An 18,061-nucleotide genomic window follows, 5' to 3' on the forward strand; every position below is an offset into this window, starting at 1 on the left:
GCCGGCGCGTCCGCTAACGTCTGAGGCAGCTTTCCTGGCCTCTCTGGCAGGCGATGCCGGGGGTCGAGCAGGCCAGCCCCTGAGGCGTGCGGGAGCAGACGACGCAGCCGTCCGTCCATTCGGCGCAAGTCTGATCCGGAGTGAAGCGCTGCGTTGTGGGCACATCCCCCATGACGCCTGCAAGCGTGGCGAGGGTCGTGGCCACAAGGGCAATCAAGATGGCGAGAATGACCGCTATGGCGTCGTTTTGCGGGTGCATGACCTCACCCGAAAACGATCAGACCCGCGAGTCCCGCGGCTCCGAGGACGATCCGCCACAGGGCAAACGGCGTGAAGCCATGGCGGGAGACATAGTCCAGCAGCACTTTCACCACCACGAGCGCCGACAGGAAGGCCGCCACGAAGCCCGCCGCGATGACGGTCATGTCGTCCGCCGACAGGTTCTTGTAGTTCTTGAGAAGATCGTACGCGAAGGCGCCCGTCATGGTGGGCATGGCGAGGAAGAACGAGAATTCCGCGGCCGCCCGCTTGTCCGCCCCCATCAGCATCGCGCCCACGATGGTGGCTCCCGAGCGCGATACGCCCGGCACCATGGCGACGCACTGGATGAGGCCGATCTTGAGATACATCGGCAACGGGAACTTGGTGGCGTCCGTGTGCCTCGGCACAAGCGGCAGCCCGTCGACCATCAGGAGCACGAAGCCGCCCCCGATCAACGTCATGCAGACGATCCAGGGGTCGAACAGCACTTCCTTGATGAAGCCGTGCAGTACGGCGCCGATGAGGGCCGCAGGCAGGAACGCGATGAGGACGCCGATCACGAAGCGCCGCGCGGCCGGATCCGTGGGCAACGCCTTGGCGATGGCCCAGAGCCGGTTGAAATAGACCGACAGGATGGCCAGGATCGCGCCGAGCTGGATCAGGACCTCGAAGGTCTTGCCGGTGGACTCAAACCCCAGGAAATGGCCGATCAGCAGGAGATGGCCCGTCGAGGAAACCGGCAGGAACTCGGTCAAGCCTTCGATGAGGCCCAGGAACAGGGCCTCGACAATTTGCAGCATCGTTGAAAATCCTAAAGCGGGCGCCAGATGGTCGGGCGTTCCCGGATCTGTCAAGCACGCCTTGCGCTTCTATTCTGGCGTACTTGCGTCCAGGACATGAGATTCACCAAAATTCCTTACCGACCCTTAACGAGACGCGGCCTTATTCTGGCCGCCTGTTTCGCGTCTGAACCGCTGATGGCCATCCTTCACTCTTATCCCTTTTGCCCGCAATCGCGGTTCGCTCGTTTGGTCCTGGCGGAGCTGGGCGTCGAGCCGTCCGTGGTGGAGGAGAAGCCCTGGGAGCGGCGGCTGCCCTTCCTGGAAATCAATCCAGGGGGCAATCTCCCGCTCTTCATCGACGATGACGGCCTGGCGGTGCCGGGAGCGCTCATCATCGCCGAGTATATGGACGACACCCGCGGCGATACGCTCCGGGACCGGCGCTTCCTGCCTCGGGACATCGCAGAGCGGGTGGAGGTGCGCCGGCTGCTCGACTGGTTCCTGGTGAAATTCCACGCCGAGGTGTCGGATTATCTTGCCACAGAAAAGATCTATAAGCGGTTCATGCCCACCGAACTCGGCGGCGGTTCGCCGGATATGGGCGCGATTCGCGCTGCGCGAACCAATGTGCGATACCATCTGAAGTATATCGGATACCTGATTGCGACACGGAATTGGCTCGCGGGCGACCGGATGACCTATGCGGATCTGGCGGCGGCGGCCCATCTCTCCGTGGTGGATTATCTCGGCGACGTGCCATGGGACGAGAACGAAACAGCGAAGCATTGGTACGCCAGGATCAAATCCCGGCCGTCCTTTCGCGCGCTCCTGGCAGAGCGGGTGCCGGGCATGGCTCCGGCGGAGCACTACGACAACCTGGACTTTTAGACGGCGAGGCGCTGAAGCGCGCCTTTACGGCCCGGGCTGAGGCGCTTGGCTTCGACGTGGTGCGGATCGCCCGGCCGGACGCGATCCCGCTCGCGCCTGAACGCCTCCAGGCCTGGCTGGCAGAGGGCTATCATGGCTCCATGGACTGGATGGCCGAGACGGCGGAGCGCCGGGCCGACCCTCAGGCGCTCTGGCCCGAGGTGCGCAGCGTCATCCTGCTCGGGCTCAATTACGGCCCCGTGGACGACCCGCTCGCAACCCTCGGCCAGAAGGACCGGGCCTCGATCTCGGTCTACGCCCGCAACCGCGATTACCATGACGTGATCAAGGGCAAGCTGAAGGAGGCCGCGGGCTTCCTGGCGTCCCGAGCCTCGTCCGACGTGAAGGTGTTCGTGGACACGGCCCCGGTCATGGAGAAGCCCCTGGCGGAGGCCGCAGGCCTCGGCTGGCAGGGCAAGCACACGGTCATCGTCTCCCGCGAGTTCGGGAACTGGCTCTTCCTCGGGGCGATCTTCACGACAGCGGAGCTGCCGGCGGACGCGCCGGAGCGGGACCATTGCGGCTCCTGCCGCCGCTGCCTCGACGTGTGCCCCACCAAGGCCTTCCCGGCTCCGTATCAGCTCGATGCCCGGCGCTGCATCTCGTACCTGACCATCGAGCACAAGGGGCATATCCCGGCGGATCTGCGGGAGGGAGTCGGCAACCGGGTCTTCGGCTGCGACGATTGCCTGGCGGTCTGCCCCTGGAACAAGTTCGCCCAGGCCGGGCGGGAGGCGCGGCTGGTGCAGCGGGACGACCTCGCGGCCCTGCCGCTGGCGGAGCTTGCCCGCCTCGACGACCCGGCTTTCCGGGTTCGGTTTGCCGGCACACCGATCAAGCGCACGGGTCGCGACCGGTTCATCCGCAACATTCTGATCGCTATCGGCAATTCGGGCGATCCCGCCCTGGCCGGGGAGGCCGTGCGCCTGCTCGACGATGCGTCGCCGCTCGTGCGGGCCATGGCCGTCTGGGCTATCGGCCGGCTGCTGCCATCCGAGACGGTTGCGGCGCATCGCAACGGCCGGTGGGAGCGCGAGGACGATGCGGATGTGCGCGAGGAGTGGCGGCGCATCGCACCGGCCGCATCTCGCGCCGAGGCAGCCGCATGAAGCTGTTCGTCTTCGGGCTCAGTTACACGGCCCAGGCCTTCATCCGGTTCAAACATGCCCAGTGGTCGCGGATCAGCGGAACGGTGCGGCATGCCGACAAGGCCAGACAATTGCAGCTCGCAGGCATTCAGGCTTACCCGTTGATGGAGGAGTTCGATGCGTCAGGTCTCGCGGCGGACATCCGCTCGGCCGATGCGCTCTTGGTCTCCGCCCCGCCCTCCAATGACGGAGACCCTTGCCTTGGCCGATTCAGGGAGATCATCGCGTCGGCCGATAACCTCCGCTGGATTGGATATCTGTCCACGACCGGAATTTACGGCGACCACGGCGGCGCCTGGATCGATGAACGAACCCCTCCGTCGCCGCAAAGCACCCGCTCGGTGGAGCGGCTTGCCGCAGAGCAGGACTGGCGGACATTCAGCCGGGACGCGGGGAAGCCCGTCCAAGTCTTTCGCCTGTCCGGCATCTATGGCCCGGGGCGCAACCCCCTGGTGAGCCTCGCCCAAGGCAAGGCCCACCGCATCGTCAAGCCTGGCCAGGTGTTCAGCCGCATTCACGTGGACGACATCGCGGCCGTCCTTTGGGCCTCGATGCAGCGGAGCCGGCAAGGCGCGGTCTACAATGTCGCCGACGACGAGCCCGCGCCGCCTCAGGATGTGGTCACCTATGCGGCGCATCTTGCAAACGTCGCGCCACCCCCGGAAGTCCCCTATGAGACAGCTGACCTGAGCCCCATGGCCCGGAGCTTCTACGCCGAGAACAAGCGGGTCTCGAATCGCCTGATCAAGGAGGAACTGGGGGTGCGGCTCAGCTATCCTACTTACCGGGAGGGATTGCAGGCCCTCTATGAGGCTGGAGAATATGCTCCCGTGGCGTGACGGTTCGCGGCCGGTCCGAAGTGGTCGATGTAGCGCGGATTGATGGCCGAGACCGGCAGGATCACGAGCACGTCCGTGGTGCCGAATTCATGGTCCACCACCGCGCCCCGGCCGAAACTGGCGCCAAGGCGCAGGTATCCCTTGATCATCGGCGGCAGGGCATGCAGAGCCGCCTTGGGATCCACCGCCGCCTTGGGCAGGAGGTCCATGGGGGTGTAGCGCTCAGGAACGGCGCTGGCCTGCCATTCCGGCGGCGCAGCGGCGTAGTGGTGCAGGAAGCTCAAGGGCAGAGCAAGCGCCCGAGGGTCGGTGCCCTCTAGGCTGGCACAGCCGATCATCACGTCGATCCGGTGGTGGAGCACGTAGGTCCAGATCCCGTGCCACAGCAATTCCACCGTGCGCTTGTTGCGATAGGGCTTGAGCACGCAGGAGCGCCCAAGCTCCAGGAAACGCAAGCTCGGATGCGTGTCGATCAGGGGAGCGATGTCGTATTCGCCCGCCGTGTAGAAGCCCAGACTTCCCTCCGCCACCTCCTGGCGCAGGAGACGATAGGTGCCGACGACCTGCGGTTCCGATCCGGTCTCGTGGTCGAGGACCAGGAGATGGTCGCAGACGGCGTCGTAGTCATCGACGTCCTGGCGCGTGAGCAGGGACGCTCCGCGCGGAGCCGCCGACATCTCCTCGAAGAAGACCTCGAAGCGCAGCTTCTGCGCCTGCCTGATCTCCTCCGCGCCCGTAGCTAGCCGAACCTCCAGGGAGCCGATGCGGCCAAGGACCGGACCCAGGCCGCCGTGATCGCAAACCTGCCTCGGACGCTCCGGGAGGAGACCGGCCACGGTCTCATGCAGGCCGGTCCCGTCCAGGGCGCCCGGAGCCTGCGGGGCCTCGGTCAACGGAGACGAAATCATAGAAGCCTCGCTCGAACGCGTTCCTGGTCTTCTGTTGGAATTCGATCCAACTGCCTTGCGTTGGGACATAACGCTCTTTTCGAACGGTTTCGTGACAGGAAATATCAAGGAGACGGGAGGCCTTATCAAGGATTGACCGGAGTGTCACGCCGCGGCCGGCCGCCTGTCCGCGTGCGCCCGGTAGGAGAGCGCCTCCGCCAGATGAATGCGCCGGACCTTCTCCTCTCCGTCGAGATCGGCGAGGGTGCGTGCGACCTTCAGGACCCGGTGGAAGCCCCGTGCCGAGAGCCGCATGGCGTTCGCCGCGTCCCGGATCAGGGACAGGCCTTCCGCATCCGGTTGCGCGACCTCCTCCAGGATAGGGGCCGGGTAGGCCGCATTGGTGGAAATGCCGTCGAGGTTGAGAGCGCCGTAGCGTTGCGCCTGCCGCTCCCGGGCTGCGGCTACCCGGGCCGCCACGTCCGCCGATCCCTCGACGAGCGGCGGCAGGATCAGGTCCGCCGCCGTGACGGCCGGCACGTCGATGACCAGGTCGATCCGGTCGAGGAGAGGGCCTGACAGCCGGGCCTGATACTGGGCGATGCAGCGCTCGTTCGGCTGGCGACGGCAGACATAGCCGGGTTCGGTCGCCTGTCCGCAGCGGCAGGGATTCATGGCGGCCACGAGCTGGAAGCGCGCCGGGTAGGTGACACGATGATTGGCCCGCGCGATGAGAATTTCCCCTGCTTCGAGGGCTGCCGCAGGGAATCGAGCACCTGGGGCTGGAACTCGGGCAACTCGTCGAGGAACAGGACGCCGTGATGGGCAAGGGAGGCTTCGCCCGGCCGGGCGTTGAGGCCCCCACCCACCAGGGCGGCCATGGAGGCGGAGTGGTGGGGCGCGCGAAACGGGCGGCGGTTGGACAAGGCGCCGTTCGCCAATAGCCCTGCCACGGATTGGATCATCGAGACTTCGAGCAGTTCCCGTGGCGAAAGCGGCGGCAGGATCGACGGGAGGCGCTGGGCCAGCATGGATTTGCCGGCGCCGGGCGGCCCATTCATCAGGAGGTTATGCGCGCCGGCCGCCGCGATCTCGAGCGTCCGTTTGGCGCTCTCCTGTCCCTTGATGTCGCGCAGATCCGGCAAGGAACCGGAGGCCCGCATGATGGCGGGCTCAGGCCTAGCCATCACCTGAGTCCCCTTGAAGTGGTTGGCGAGCTGGATCAGGGATTGGGGCGCCAGGATGTCGATGTCGCGGCTCGCCCATGCGGCTTCCGAGCCGCTGGCCTCCGGGCAGATCAGCCCATGCTGACGCTCGACGGCCGCCATGGCGGCCGGAAGGACGCCGGCCACCGGAGTGATCGATCCGTCGAGGGCAAGTTCTCCCAACACCGTGAAACCGTTCAGGGCATCGGAAGGAATGGCTCCGATCGCCGCCATGATGCCCAGCGCGATGGGCAGGTCGTAATGGCTGCCTACCTTGGGAAGATCGGCGGGCGCGAGATTGACCGTGATCCTTTTGGCCGGCAGCGCCAGGCCCGAGGCGATCAGGGCCGAGCGGACGCGCTCACGGGACTCGGCCACCGCCTTGTCGGGAAGGCGGACGACCGCGAAGGCCACATTGCCCGGCGAGATCTGAACCTGGACATCGACCGCCCTCGCGTCGATGCCCTCGAACGCGACCGTCGCAATACGCATCACCATTAGCTCGACCTCCGGCAGGTGCGCGACTCTAACGCGATGCGGCGCAATGGTATAGAGTTGCTAAAAATGATGTGGTGAACAATGCCGCAACCTCTGAAAAGGCCGGAACCCTGAGCCGTCCTTTGCGTTGAGTCCCACTGTCCTAGAACCACACTGCAGTGGCGACAGGGGATCGAGCCCTTTGGGGCGGGAGGAGACAAGCCATGAAGCAGGCTGGTTCATGCTTGCCCACTCATTCGCCTGCGTGGCTGCTCCGGCGGCTATCGGGGTTGAGCACGTTCAGAGCATGATAAAAGTGAAGTCCTGCCTCCATGACACGACGCCGCGACAAATCCTCGGAGCGGCCTTCCGATCATCCCGAATGTCCATGCTGACGAGCCGCTCCTGCCGGAAGCAGCGTTCGAGCCGTGATGAGTCCACGCCCAAGGGCGTCGCCGAACTATTCAACAGCCTGGACGAGCAGACTGCGGCGACCCAGATCGGCCGCAGGATCACCTTCGTGGCCCGGACTCGGGCACCCTCCCTGAACACGGGAGGTTTCTATCAATCCTCGGCTGGTATGTTCATCCGGCCAGACCGCGCGGAAACGGTCATGCCCATGGACGCTGAGGAGGTTCAGGTTGAGCGCTGAGAAGTCCCTGCGCATCCTCATTGTCGAGGACGAAATACTGATTGCCCTGGAGTTGGAGAACCTGCTCCAAGACGAGGGGCATGACGTCGTCGGCATGGCCGCGTCCAGCAAGCAGGCCCTGACCCTTGGCAGGGATCTCACCCCGGATCTTGCTTTCGTCGATATCCACCTCGCCGATGGGCCCACGGGAGTCGACGTCGCGCGCCACTTCACTAATGAGCTTGGCATCACCGTGCTCTTCATGACGGCCAACGCCAAGCGCATCCCGGACGATTGCGCCGGCGCCCGGGGCGTGATTGCCAAACCCTATACGGAGCGCGGCGTCAGAGAGGCTCTGGCCTATGTGATGGCAGAGCAGGACGAGGAGCAGCCAAACCGGACCATGACGTTCGTTCCGTTCGGCGCTCTTTCACGAGAGGACAGTTCCTCGCTGTCCTGAGATCCTGGCTCATGACAGACATCGCCCATAGGCCTCATCCTGAGGAGGCTGTCAGGCCGTCTCGAAGGACCGGGCCGGAAAGTTCACTGCTGCGCCTTCAGGCGGTAGAGCGCTTCCAGGGCTTCCCGAGGCGTCATCTGGTCGGGATCGATGCCGTCTAGCGCTTCCCGCAGCGGGTCCCGCTTCGGTTGCGTCGGTTGCGTCCGAACGGGAGCCGCGAAAAGCGGCAGATCGTCCACCAGGGCGCGTTTCGGGCTTTCCCTGTCGGACCGCTCCAACTCGCTCAAGATCGTCTTGGCACGCTCCACCACGGCCAAGGGCAGGCCAGCGAGGCGCGCCACCTGCAGGCCATAGGACCGGTCCGCCGCGCCTGGCACGACCTCGTGCAGGAACACCACCTCGCCATTCCATTCCGTGACCTTCAGGGTCGCGTTGGCGATGCGCGGCATGCGGTCGGCGAGGGCTGTCAGTTCGTGGAAGTGGGTGGCGAAGAGGGCGCGGCAGCGGTTTGCCTCGTGCAGGTGCTCGATGGCCGCCCAGGCGATGGACAAGCCGTCGAAGGTGGCGGTGCCGCGGCCGATCTCGTCGAGGATGACGAGGGAGCGGGACGTGGCCTGGTTCAGGATCGCCGCCGTCTCCACCATCTCGACCATGAACGTGGATCGCCCGCGCGCCAGATCGTCCGCTGCGCCGACACGGGAGAAAAGCCGGTCGACGATTCCGATATGCGCCTCCCGGGCAGGCACGAACGATCCCATCTGGGCCAGCACCACAATCAGGGCGTTCTGGCGCAGATACGTTGATTTACCGCCCATGTTGGGGCCGGTGATCAGGAGAATGTGCCCGGCATCCTTGCCTGAAAGGTTCGAGTCGTTCGCAATGAAGGCAGCGCCTTCGCGTTTGAGGGCTGCTTCCACGACCGGGTGGCGACCGCCCCTGATGTGGAAGGTCAGCCCGGTGTCGATGGTGGGCCGCCTCCAATCGAGGCGCACGGCGAGGTCCGCCAGCGCCGCCGTCACGTCCACCACCGCGATGGCCTCGGCCGCGCGGGCGATGTCGGCCGATAGGTCGATGAGGTCCTGCGCCAGGGTGTCGAACAGACCAAGCTCGATCCGAAGCGCCCGGTCGGATGCGGAAGCGATCTTCGATTCGAGTTCGCCGAGCTCCAGAGTGGAGAAGCGCATGGCGCCCGCCATAGTCTGGCGGTGGACGAAAGTGTCTTTCCAGGGCTCCTTGAGCAGGTCCTCGCCCACGTTCTGCGGCACCTCCACGAAGTAGCCGATCATGTGGTTGTGCTTGACGCGCAAGGTGCGGCAGCCCGTCTCCGCCGCGTAACGAGCCTGGAGCGCCGCGATGAAGCGACGGGAATCCTGCTGCAGCTCGCGCAATTCATCGAGGCTCTGATCGAACCCTGCGCGAACGAAGCCGCCGTCGCGCTTCAGGAGCGGCAGGTCCTCGGCAAGCGCCACCGCGAGCCGCTCGGCCACGTCCGTCCGCAGGGATTGCAGCAGTTCCGCCGCGCCCGAGAGCTCTTTCGGCAGGTTGGGCGTAATGGCGAGTTCGAGCCCCAGATCCCGCGCGGCGAACAGGCCATCGCGCACGCAGGCTAGATCCCGCGGCCCGCCGCGTCCCAGGCCGAGGCGCGAGAGGGCTCGCGCCAGATCGGGCGAGCGTTTGAGGATGCGTCGCAGCCGGTCGCGCAGGTCTCCGTTTTCCACCAGGGACGCAACCGCGTCCTGTCTGTCGTGGATCAGGCCCGGATGGGTGAGGGGGCCGGCCAACCGGTCCGCAAGCAGCCGCGCGCCGCCGGGCGTCACCGTGCAATCGATGGTGGCGAGCAGGCTGCCGGACCGCTCGCCCGAGAGGGTCCGCGTGAGCTCGAGGTTGGCCCGGGTGGCGGAGTCGATGGCGAGCGCCGCTCCCGCATTGTCCCGCACGGGTGGGTTGAGGACCGGGCGGCTGCCGATCTGCGTCTTCTCGATATAGAACAGGGCGCTGCCGGCCGCCGTGATCTCGGCCCGGCTGAAGGAGCCGAACGCGTCCAGGGTTGCGACGCCGAAATGCTCCTTGAGCCGCCGCTCGGCCGATGCGGGATCGAGGCCCTCGCGGGACAGGGGCGTGATGGAGGCCCTGGTCTCCCGCCAGAAGGCCGCGAGTTCGGGGTCGTCGTGGATGACGTCGGGCACCAGGATCTCGCGCGGCTCGAAACGGGCGATCTCGGCCGAAAGGCCCGCCCCATCCGTCTCGCTCAGGACGAAATGTCCTGTGGAAATATCCACGGCCGCCAAGGCGTAGCACCATTGCGTATCGGAGACGCGGCGGCGCGCAATAGCCAGGAAGTAATTGGCGCGGCCCGGTTCGAGGAGGCGTTCCTCCGTGATGGTGCCCGGCGTGACGAGGCGCACCACGTCGCGGCGCACCACGGATTTCGCTCCCCGCTTCTTGGCCTCGGCCGGATCCTCGGTCTGTTCGCAGACCGCCACCCGATGCCCCAGGCCGATCAGGCGCTGGAGGTAGTCGTCCGCCCGGTCCACGGGCACCCCGCACATGGGGATGTCCTGTCCCTGGTGCTTGCCGCGCTTGGTGAGCACGATGCCGAGGGACTGGCTGGCGATTTCCGCATCTTCGAAGAAGAGCTCGTAGAAATCCCCCATCCGGTAGAACAGGAGGCTATCCGGATTCGCCGCCTTGATCTCGATATACTGTGCCATCATGGGCGTGACGCGGTTGTCCGGCACCGTCTTCGATGCGGAGGTCTCGGGCGTCGCGGGGGACTCGGCGGGCTGGTACAGGGCTTGTGATGACATCCTCTTGTCTTAGCAAAGCTGCTTGGTCCTTTCACCCGTGTCACAGGGTCCCCCGAAAGGGTGTGGACAAGTCTTGAGGGGAGGGGCGTGCATGCCTTAAGGTCGCAGGTCCTAACGGAAACGCCCCGCCACAAAAACAGCGATAAAACAGATGAACGATCAGCCTCCGAGCCGTCGCAGCCGCCCGACCTTCACGGACCAGGAGGCACTGCAATTCCACGCGCAAGGCCGCCCCGGAAAACTCGAGGTCGTCCCCACGAAGCCGATGGCAACCCAGCGTGACCTGTCGCTGGCCTATTCTCCGGGCGTTGCGGTTCCGGTGCTGGCCATCGCGGAAAACCCGTCGCTCGCCTTCGACTACACCACCCGGTCCAACATGGTGGCGGTGATTTCGAACGGAACCGCCATCCTGGGCCTTGGCAATCTCGGCGCGCTGGCCTCCAAGCCCGTGATGGAGGGCAAGTCGGTCCTGTTCAAGCGCTTCGCGGATGTGGATTCGATCGACCTCGAGGTCGACACGGAAGACGCCGACGCCTTCATCAACTGCGTGCGCTATCTCGGGCCTTCCTTCGGCGGCATCAATCTGGAGGACATCAAGGCGCCCGAGTGCTTCATCATCGAAGAGCGCCTGCGTGAGATCATGGACATTCCCGTGTTCCACGACGACCAGCACGGCACGGCCATCATTGCGGCGGCCGGCCTCATCAACGCGCTGCATCTCACTGGGCGCGACATGGCCAAGACGAAGCTCGTGGTCAACGGTGCAGGCGCTGCCGGCATCGCTTGCACGGAGCTTCTCAAGGCCATGGGATTTGCGCCCAACAACGTGATCCTGTGCGACACGAAGGGCGTGATCTATCGCGGGCGCACCGAGGGCATGAATCAGTGGAAATCGGCTCATGCGGCCGAAACCGACGACCGCACCCTGGCGGACGCCCTCAACGGGGCCGATGCAGTGTTCGGGCTTTCGGCCAAGGGAGCGTTCACCGACGACATGATCCGCTCCATGGCGCCCAACCCCATCATCTTCGCCATGGCCAACCCGGATCCGGAAATCACCCCGGAGGAGGTGGCCCGCATCCGCGACGACGTGATCATCGCCACGGGTCGCTCCGATTACCCAAACCAGGTGAACAACGTTCTCGGTTTCCCGTACATCTTTCGCGGGGCCCTCGACGTGCAGGCCACCACCATCAACATGGAAATGAAGATCGCCGCCGCTCAGGCGTTGGCCGAACTCGCCCGCGAAGACGTTCCGGATGAGGTGGCGGCCGCCTACCAGGGCTCACGCCCGCGATTCGGGAACGACTACATCATCCCCGTGCCGTTCGATCCGCGGCTGATCCACACCATCCCGCCGGCGGTCGCGAAATCGGCGATGGATTCAGGGGTGGCCCGCCGCCCCATCGTGGACACGCGGGCCTACAAGGCGCAATTGTCCGCTCGCCGCGATCCGGTGGCCGGCACCCTCAACCGCATCTTCGAGCGCGTGCGCAAGTTTCCGAAGCGCGTCGTCTTCGCGGAGGGCGAGGAGGAGCAGGTCATTCGCGCGGCAATCTCGTTCGTCAATCAGGATCTCGGCACGGCGATCCTCGTCGGGCGCGAGGATCGCATTCATGAGACTGCGACGGCAGCCGGCATCGACCTGGAGGGCCGCGAGGGTGTCGAGATTCACAATGCGCGGCTGTCGAACCGCAACAGCACCTATGCGCAGTTCCTGTACGAGCGCTTGCAGCGCAAGGGCTATCTGTTCCGCGACTGTCAGCGCCTGATCAACCAGGACCGCAATCACTTCGCCGCCTCCATGGTGGCGCTCGGCGACGCCGACGCCATGGTGACGGGCGCCACCCGCAACTACTCAACCGCCATGGCCGATGTCAGGCATGTGATCGACGCCAAGCCCGGACACCGGGTGATCGGCGTTTCCCTGTGCCTTGCCCGCGGCCATACGGTTCTGGTGGCAGACACGGCCATCCACGAGATGCCAAGCGCCGAGGAACTTGCCGAGATCGCGATCGAGTCGGCCGGGGTCGCGCGACGCCTCGGCTACGAGCCAAGGGTGGCGCTCCTGTCCTTCTCGAGTTTCGGGCATCCCCCTGCGGAGCGCGCGGAAAAGATCCAGCAGGCGGTTCAGATCCTCGACGATATGCGGGTCGATTTCGAGTACGACGGCGAGATGGCGGCCGACGTGGCCTTGAATCGGGATCTGATGGCGCAGTACCCGTTCAGCCGCCTCAAGGGCCCGGCTAACGTCCTTGTCATGCCGGCTTTCCACTCCGCGTCGATCTCCACCAAGATGCTGCAGGAACTCGGCGGCGCGATGGTGCTGGGCCCCATGGTGGTTGGCCTCGACAAGCCGATTCAGATCGTCTCGCTCGGGGCGACGGATGCCGACATCGTCAACATGGCAGCGCTCGCGGCTTATAATATCGGTGGATAATCCTTGGGCTCTCTCGACGCTGGTGCGTCGAGAGAGCCTGCTTCCGCTTCGCTGATCAGGCCACGCGATCTTGGCGCGCCATCGTCTTCCAAGAATGGCTTTGCGGCTCCAAAGAAGTTAAAGGCCTCTCCGGACCATATCAGGAGAAGACTTGTGACGATGGGGAAGCCACATATTGTCGTGTTCGATATCGGCAACGTTCTGCTGCGCTGGGATCCGCGCAATCTCTACCGCAAGATTTTCAGCGATGAGACGCAGATGGAGTGGTTTCTCTCCACGGTCTGCACGCCGCATTGGAACATTGAGCAGGATCGCGGCCGCGACTGGGACGAGGCGGTCGCTCTCCTGGTCAAGGATTATCCGGATCACGAGACCCCCATCCGGGCCTTTCACGAGCGTTGGGAGGAGACGGTCTCCGGCGTCATCGAGGAGAACGTGGCTCTTCTCGAGCGGCTGCGCGAAGCCGGGGTGCCGAATTACGCCATCACCAATTTTTCCGGTCCGAAATTCGTTCTGGCCCAGAAGCTGTATCCGTTCCTGGCCGGGTTCGACGACGCGATCGTGTCAGGCGACGAGCGCCTCCTGAAGCCGCAGCCGGAAATCTATAATCTTCTGCTCTCCCGCTATGGACTGACGGCCGGGGACTGCATCTTCATCGACGATTCCCGAGACAACGTGGAGGGAGCCCGAGCGGTTGGAATGCACGCGATCCACTTCAACGAACCCATGGATCTCGCGGCCGAACTTCGCCGTTACGGCATCGAGGCTTAAAAGGCCCCGCTTGCCCTCCGGTCGCGCATGAGCCATCAGGCGGCATGCGCGCTTTCGAAGCCTCCCTCCCCATCGACGCGGTGCTCGCCGATCTGACGGCGAGCCTGGCGAACCGCCCCAATGCGGTTCTCGTCGCGCCGCCCGGCGCCGGCAAGACCACCCGCGTGCCGCTTGTTCTTCTCGATGAGGCGTGGACGGAAGGCCGCAAGATCATCCTTCTGGAGCCCCGCCGTCTCGCAGCCCGGGCTGCGGCGGACCGGATGGCCAGGACGCTTGGCGAAACGGTCGGCGAGACGGTTGGCTTGCGTGTGCGTCTCGGCTCCAAGATCAGCCGCAAGACCCGGATCGAGGTGGTCACCGAGGGCGTGTTCGCCCGTATGATCCTCGACGACCCGGCGCTCGAAGGCGTTGCGGCCGTGCTCTTCGACGAGTTTCATGAGCGCTCCCTCGATGCGGATCTCGGCCTTGCCCTTGCGCTTGATGCGCAAGGCGGTCTTCGCGAGGATTTGCGCCTTCTCGTCATGTCGGCGACCCTCGACGGAGCGCGAGTCGCGAGGCTGTTGAACGATGCTCCGGTCATCGAATCGGAGGGGCGCGCCTATCCGGTGGAAACCCGCTATCTCGGCCGCGATCCGAACCGGCGCATCGAGGAGCAGGTTGCGGAGGCGATCACCCGCGCCCTCCGGGCGGAGCCGGGCTCCATCCTGGTCTTCCTGCCAGGGCAGGGCGAGATCCGCCGGGTCGACACCATGCTGCGTGAGCGCATCGGTGATCCCAGTGTCGATATCGCGCCGCTCTATGGGGCGCTCGACCGGGCCGAGCAGGATCTTGCCGTCGGTCCCGCCAGGCCCGGCCGCCGCAAGGTGGTGCTCGCCACCTCCATTGCCGAGACGTCGCTCACGATCGAGGGCGTGCGAGTCGTCATCGATTCAGGTCTCGCCCGCGTGCCCGTCTACGAGCCGAATATCGGCCTGACGCGACTGGAGACCGTGCGCGTTTCCCGCGCCGCCGCCGATCAGCGCCGGGGCCGCGCGGGACGAACGGAGCCAGGCACTGCGTATCGGCTCTGGGAGGAGGCCGCGAGCGGAGCCTTGGAGGCTTACGCACGACCGGAAATCCTGTCGGCCGACCTCGCGCCTCTTCTGTTGGATTGCGCCGCATGGGGCGTGACGGATCCGACAACCCTGTCCTTCCTCGATCCGCCGCCCGCGCCAGCCCTCAAGGAGGCCGGGGCGCTGCTCCGCCAGCTTCACGCGCTCGATGACGATGGCCGCATCACCGAGACTGGCCGTAGGCTGCGCAATCTCCCGCTGCCGCCGCGCCTAGCCCGCATGGTTCTGGCCGCGGGAGAACGGGGGCAAGCCCGGGATGCCGCCGATCTCGGGGCCGTTCTAGTAGAGCGCGGTCTTGGCGGGGATGCGGTGGATCTGACCGAGCGGGTCGAACGCTTCCGGCGGGAGCGCTCGAAGCGGGCGGAGGACATGCGCCGTCTGGCGGATGGATGGGCCAAGGCGGCCTCCGGCAATGCCCTCACGGGTGAATCGCGCTCCATCGGTTCGCTGCTGACGCTGGCCTTCCCGGACCGCCTCGCCAAAGCGCGCGGCAAGACCGGGGAATACGTGATGGCCAACGGACGCGGCGCGGCGGTTGAACCTCACGAGAGGCTGGCGAAGGAGCCCTATCTGGCCATTGCTGAGATTGCCGGAGGAGCCGCCTCCGCGCGGATCCTGGCTGCGGCTCCCATTGGCCTGGAGGAAATCGAAGCGTCTTTCGGCAACGACGTCGAGCAGCGCGACGAGATCACCTTCGACCGTCAGGCCCGGGCCTTGCGCGCACGGGCCGTTCGCCGGTACGGCGCGCTCGTGCTGAACGAGCATCCCTTAAGGGTTCCGGCGACGGAAGATGCTGCGCGCGCACTCGCGTCGGGCCTCGTGTCCCTCGGCCTCGAGGCGCTGCCTTTCTCCAAGGCCCTCGCGCAATGGCGCGAGCGTGTGATGTTCCTGCGCATGGCCGAAGGGGATGAATGGCCCGATCTGTCCGACGAGGCGCTGGCTGCAACGGCGGCGGAGTGGCTCGCTCCCCATCTCGTTGGCAAGAGCAGCCTTAGCGAGATCGGGCCGGACCTCTTGAGCGATGCGCTGCGAAGTCTTCTCCCGTGGAACCTTCAGCGGCGGCTCGACGCGGAGGCGCCGACCCATATCGAAGTGCCGACCGGCTCGCAGGTCCCGGTGGATTACGGAGACGGGGAGGGCCCGGTCCTAGCCGTGCGGGTGCAGGAACTCTTCGGACTGGATAAGCATCCCACCATCGCGGCAGGCCGGGTGCCCCTGATCCTGCATCTGCTTTCGCCCGCGCAGCGCCCGATCCAGATTACCCGCGACCTTCCGGGTTTCTGGCGCGGCTCCTGGGCTGCGGTGAGGGCGGATATGCGTGGGCAATACCCGAAGCATCCCTGGCCCGAGGATCCGCTGACCGCCCCGCCCACGCGGCGCGCCAAACCCAGAGGGACCTGAGTTTATGCTTCCTGCGCGATGTGAGCCTTGAACGTCTCGATCAGCCGTTCGGCGGTGGCGGGGTTGAGGGCCATCGGAATGTCATAGACCAGGGCGAGGCGCATCAGCGCCTTCACGTCCACATCGTGCGGGTGGGGCGAGAGAGGGTCGACGAAGAAGAACAAGGCATCGATCTTGCCGTCTGCGATCATGGCTCCGATCTGCTGGTCGCCGCCCAAGGGGCCGCTCTTGAGGCGCGTGACGGAAAGGGTGGGGCAATGCTCCATGACGCGCGCGCCAGTAGTTCCGGTCGCAAAGATGGCGAAGGGCCGAAGCGTGGCCTCGTGCATGGCTGCGAAGCGAGCCATGTCGTCCTTCTTGGCGTCGTGCGCGACGAGCGCCAATGTAAGCTTGTCCATGTTGACGTCAGTTGCTCCAGCGATCGCGCCATTGCATCTCACCAGAGAGGCAATTGGCCCGCGGAGTATTCTGAACACGTTTCAGCAGCGGTTCGGAAGGTGTCAGATTGGCGATTTCAAGAAGAATCTTCGTCTTGATGGCCTCGATGAACTGATCGCGCTCCCGAACCGGGACCATGAAAGCGCCCTGTCCGCCGATCACGCATTCCTTGAAATAGACGTCGAGCTCGGGGATATCGAGGTAGCCGGGCCTGCGCAGCATGATCGGCAGCCCATTGACGGTGATGCCCTTTGCAACGGCGTCGTCCCGGGCCTGCACCACCCCCCGGCCCTGATTGTTCGGCCCGTCGCCGGACACGTCGATCACCTGTCGGGTGGCCTCGACGCCGCTCTCGTCCAAAAGCTTCACGCTGAAATCGATGGCGCTGGCGATGGAGGTTCGCTGCGCCCGCCGCAGAGGCGTCGTGGCGATCCTGTCCGCAAAGGCCATCAGGCTCTCGGGATTGTCGAGAACCGTCCAGGGGACGATGACCTTCTGGTCCGCCGAGCCGGCCCATTCCATGTATGTGACGGCGATCTTGCCCAGCATTCCGCCCCGGATCGCATCATGGACCAATTGGGATCGAAAGGCCTGGGCAAAGCCCTCACGCTGCAGGGCCTGCTCCTCGGTGTCCATGGAGAAGGAGATGTCCACCGCCAGCACGAGGGCGAGGTCGACCTCGGTCTGCGCCCGGGCCTGAACCGAAGCCCCCAGCAGACCCAGGAGTAACGCTAGTCCCGCAGCAAGATGGGCAAGGCCTCGACGAACCATCATAGTCTCCTCTTGGGAGCCGGGTCGGTTCTAGAAGTGTGCCAGTAACTTATCTCGAAGCAAGGTCTTGATTTCTGGGAATTCTGCCCTCCACCAGGACCAGGGCGGCCTGGAAGGTCTCGTCCGCGTCCAGGTGGGTGGTGTCGAGGGTCAGGGCGTCCTCCGCAGCCTTCAACGGCGCGGTGCTTCGGTTGATGTCCCGCTCGTCCCGGCGACGGATATCGCGCAGGATCGTCTCGTAGTCGGTCTCCTCGCCCCGGTTCAGGAGTTCCCGGTGGCGGCGCCTGGCCCTCTCCTCGGCCGATGCGGTAATGAAGAGTTTCACGTCTGCCTGAGGGCACACAACGGTTCCGATGTCCCGTCCGTCGAGCACGGCTCCGGGCTCCTGGACGCCGAATTGCCGTTGGAACGCCAGAAGCGCATCCCGAACAGGCTGGTAGGCCGACACGACCGAGGCGGCTTCCCCCATCTCGGCGCCCCGCAGACGCGGGTCGTCCAGGTGAGAAACATCGAGGTTCTCTGCCGCGACGGTCGCCGCGTCCCGATCCGTCAGGGGCGTACCCTGGTCCAGAAGGACGCGGGCCACGGCCCGATACAGGAGGCCCGTGTCCAGATGCTCCAGGCCGAAATGGTCCGCGAGCCGCTTGCCCAGGGTGCCTTTGCCCGACGCTGCGGGCCCGTCGATCGCGATGATCATGAACGTC

15 protein-coding genes and 1 pseudogene are annotated in these 18,061 nt (G+C 65.5%); 8 read left to right on the plus strand and 8 right to left on the minus strand.

Going from position 1 to position 18,061, the window contains the following annotated elements:
- Positions 1 to 13 precede the first annotated feature (13 nt).
- Together DRB19_RS13075 and DRB19_RS13080 are read right to left on the minus strand one after the other, a co-directional pair.
- Positions 14 to 259, minus strand: a complete 246-nt coding sequence (locus DRB19_RS13075; protein ID WP_114186473.1) for a hypothetical protein — start codon at positions 257 to 259, stop codon at positions 14 to 16.
- A 4-nt stretch (positions 260 to 263) separates the two neighbouring features.
- On the minus strand, positions 264 to 1,061 hold the full coding sequence (locus DRB19_RS13080; protein ID WP_114186474.1) for an undecaprenyl-diphosphate phosphatase: 798 nt from the start codon (positions 1,059 to 1,061) through the stop codon (positions 264 to 266).
- Positions 1,062 to 1,238: 177 nt separating this feature from the next.
- Between DRB19_RS13080 and DRB19_RS13085 the strand changes: the two genes are divergently transcribed.
- The 3 genes from DRB19_RS13085 to DRB19_RS13095 are packed head-to-tail and all read left to right on the plus strand — an operon-like array spanning position 1,239 to position 3,957.
- Entirely contained in the window at positions 1,239 to 1,931 is a 693-nt protein-coding gene (locus DRB19_RS13085; protein WP_114186475.1) for a glutathione S-transferase family protein, read from the plus strand.
- The gene (queG, locus tag DRB19_RS13090) at positions 1,829 to 3,079 is read left to right on the plus strand and encodes a tRNA epoxyqueuosine(34) reductase QueG (protein WP_245439481.1); all 1,251 of its coding nucleotides are present in this window, start codon (positions 1,829 to 1,831) and stop codon (positions 3,077 to 3,079) included. Before DRB19_RS13085 ends, queG begins: the two co-directional genes overlap by 103 nt.
- Entirely contained in the window at positions 3,076 to 3,957 is an 882-nt protein-coding gene (locus tag DRB19_RS13095; protein WP_114186517.1) for an SDR family oxidoreductase, read from the plus strand. The genes queG and DRB19_RS13095 overlap by 4 nt, the downstream gene beginning before the upstream one ends.
- Here DRB19_RS13095 and olsB read toward each other — a convergent pair.
- Together olsB and DRB19_RS13105 are read right to left on the minus strand one after the other, a co-directional pair.
- Entirely contained in the window at positions 3,924 to 4,865 is a 942-nt protein-coding gene (olsB, locus tag DRB19_RS13100) for a l-ornithine N(alpha)-acyltransferase (protein ID WP_114186476.1), read from the minus strand. The two genes, DRB19_RS13095 and olsB, sit on opposite strands and share 34 nt — an antisense overlap.
- Positions 4,866 to 5,009: 144 nt before the next feature.
- A pseudogene (locus tag DRB19_RS13105) lies at positions 5,010 to 6,547 on the minus strand (YifB family Mg chelatase-like AAA ATPase).
- A gap of 220 nt (positions 6,548 to 6,767) precedes the next feature.
- Between DRB19_RS13105 and DRB19_RS13110 the strand changes: the two are divergent.
- Positions 6,768 to 7,178, plus strand: a complete 411-nt coding sequence (locus DRB19_RS13110) for a hypothetical protein (RefSeq protein ID WP_114186477.1) — start codon at positions 6,768 to 6,770, stop codon at positions 7,176 to 7,178.
- Entirely contained in the window at positions 7,168 to 7,617 is a 450-nt protein-coding gene (locus DRB19_RS13115) for a response regulator (RefSeq protein WP_114186478.1), read from the plus strand. The genes DRB19_RS13110 and DRB19_RS13115 overlap by 11 nt, the downstream gene beginning before the upstream one ends.
- Before the next feature lie 83 nt (positions 7,618 to 7,700).
- On the opposite strand, the gene mutS is transcribed toward DRB19_RS13115, so the two are convergent.
- Complete coding sequence (gene mutS, locus DRB19_RS13120; RefSeq protein ID WP_114186479.1) at positions 7,701 to 10,424, minus strand: DNA mismatch repair protein MutS; 2,724 nt, start codon at positions 10,422 to 10,424, stop codon at positions 7,701 to 7,703.
- Positions 10,425 to 10,575: 151 nt separating this feature from the next.
- On the opposite strand from mutS, the gene DRB19_RS13125 reads away from it, so the two are divergent.
- The 3 genes from DRB19_RS13125 to hrpB all read left to right on the plus strand — a co-directional run bounded on the left by DRB19_RS13125 (position 10,576) and on the right by hrpB (position 16,148).
- On the plus strand, positions 10,576 to 12,864 hold the full coding sequence (locus tag DRB19_RS13125; protein ID WP_114186480.1) for an NADP-dependent malic enzyme: 2,289 nt from the start codon (positions 10,576 to 10,578) through the stop codon (positions 12,862 to 12,864).
- A gap of 159 nt (positions 12,865 to 13,023) precedes the next feature.
- A complete protein-coding gene (locus tag DRB19_RS13130; protein ID WP_114186481.1) occupies positions 13,024 to 13,635 on the plus strand; it encodes an HAD family hydrolase in 612 nt (203 codons plus the stop codon).
- 44 nt (positions 13,636 to 13,679) lie between these two features.
- Positions 13,680 to 16,148, plus strand: a complete 2,469-nt coding sequence (hrpB, locus tag DRB19_RS13135) for an ATP-dependent helicase HrpB (protein ID WP_114186482.1) — start codon at positions 13,680 to 13,682, stop codon at positions 16,146 to 16,148.
- A gap of 2 nt (positions 16,149 to 16,150) precedes the next feature.
- Here hrpB and DRB19_RS13140 read toward each other — a convergent pair whose 3' ends face one another.
- Genes DRB19_RS13140 through cmk form a run of 3 tightly spaced genes read right to left on the minus strand, consistent with a single transcriptional unit; the run spans position 16,151 to position 18,054 of the window.
- On the minus strand, positions 16,151 to 16,546 hold the full coding sequence (locus tag DRB19_RS13140; protein WP_114186483.1) for a methylglyoxal synthase: 396 nt from the start codon (positions 16,544 to 16,546) through the stop codon (positions 16,151 to 16,153).
- A 7-nt stretch (positions 16,547 to 16,553) separates the two neighbouring features.
- Complete coding sequence (locus DRB19_RS13145; protein WP_308494277.1) at positions 16,554 to 17,360, minus strand: DUF1194 domain-containing protein; 807 nt, start codon at positions 17,358 to 17,360, stop codon at positions 16,554 to 16,556.
- Between the two features lie 46 nt (positions 17,361 to 17,406).
- Positions 17,407 to 18,054 (minus strand): (d)CMP kinase, encoded by a 648-nt coding sequence (gene cmk, locus DRB19_RS13150; protein ID WP_114186485.1) that lies wholly within the window; start codon positions 18,052 to 18,054, stop codon positions 17,407 to 17,409.
- Positions 18,055 to 18,061 lie beyond the last annotated feature (7 nt).

The organism is Microvirga aerophila (assembly GCF_003332305.1).
Classification (GTDB): Bacteria; Pseudomonadota; Alphaproteobacteria; order Rhizobiales; family Beijerinckiaceae; genus Microvirga; species Microvirga aerophila.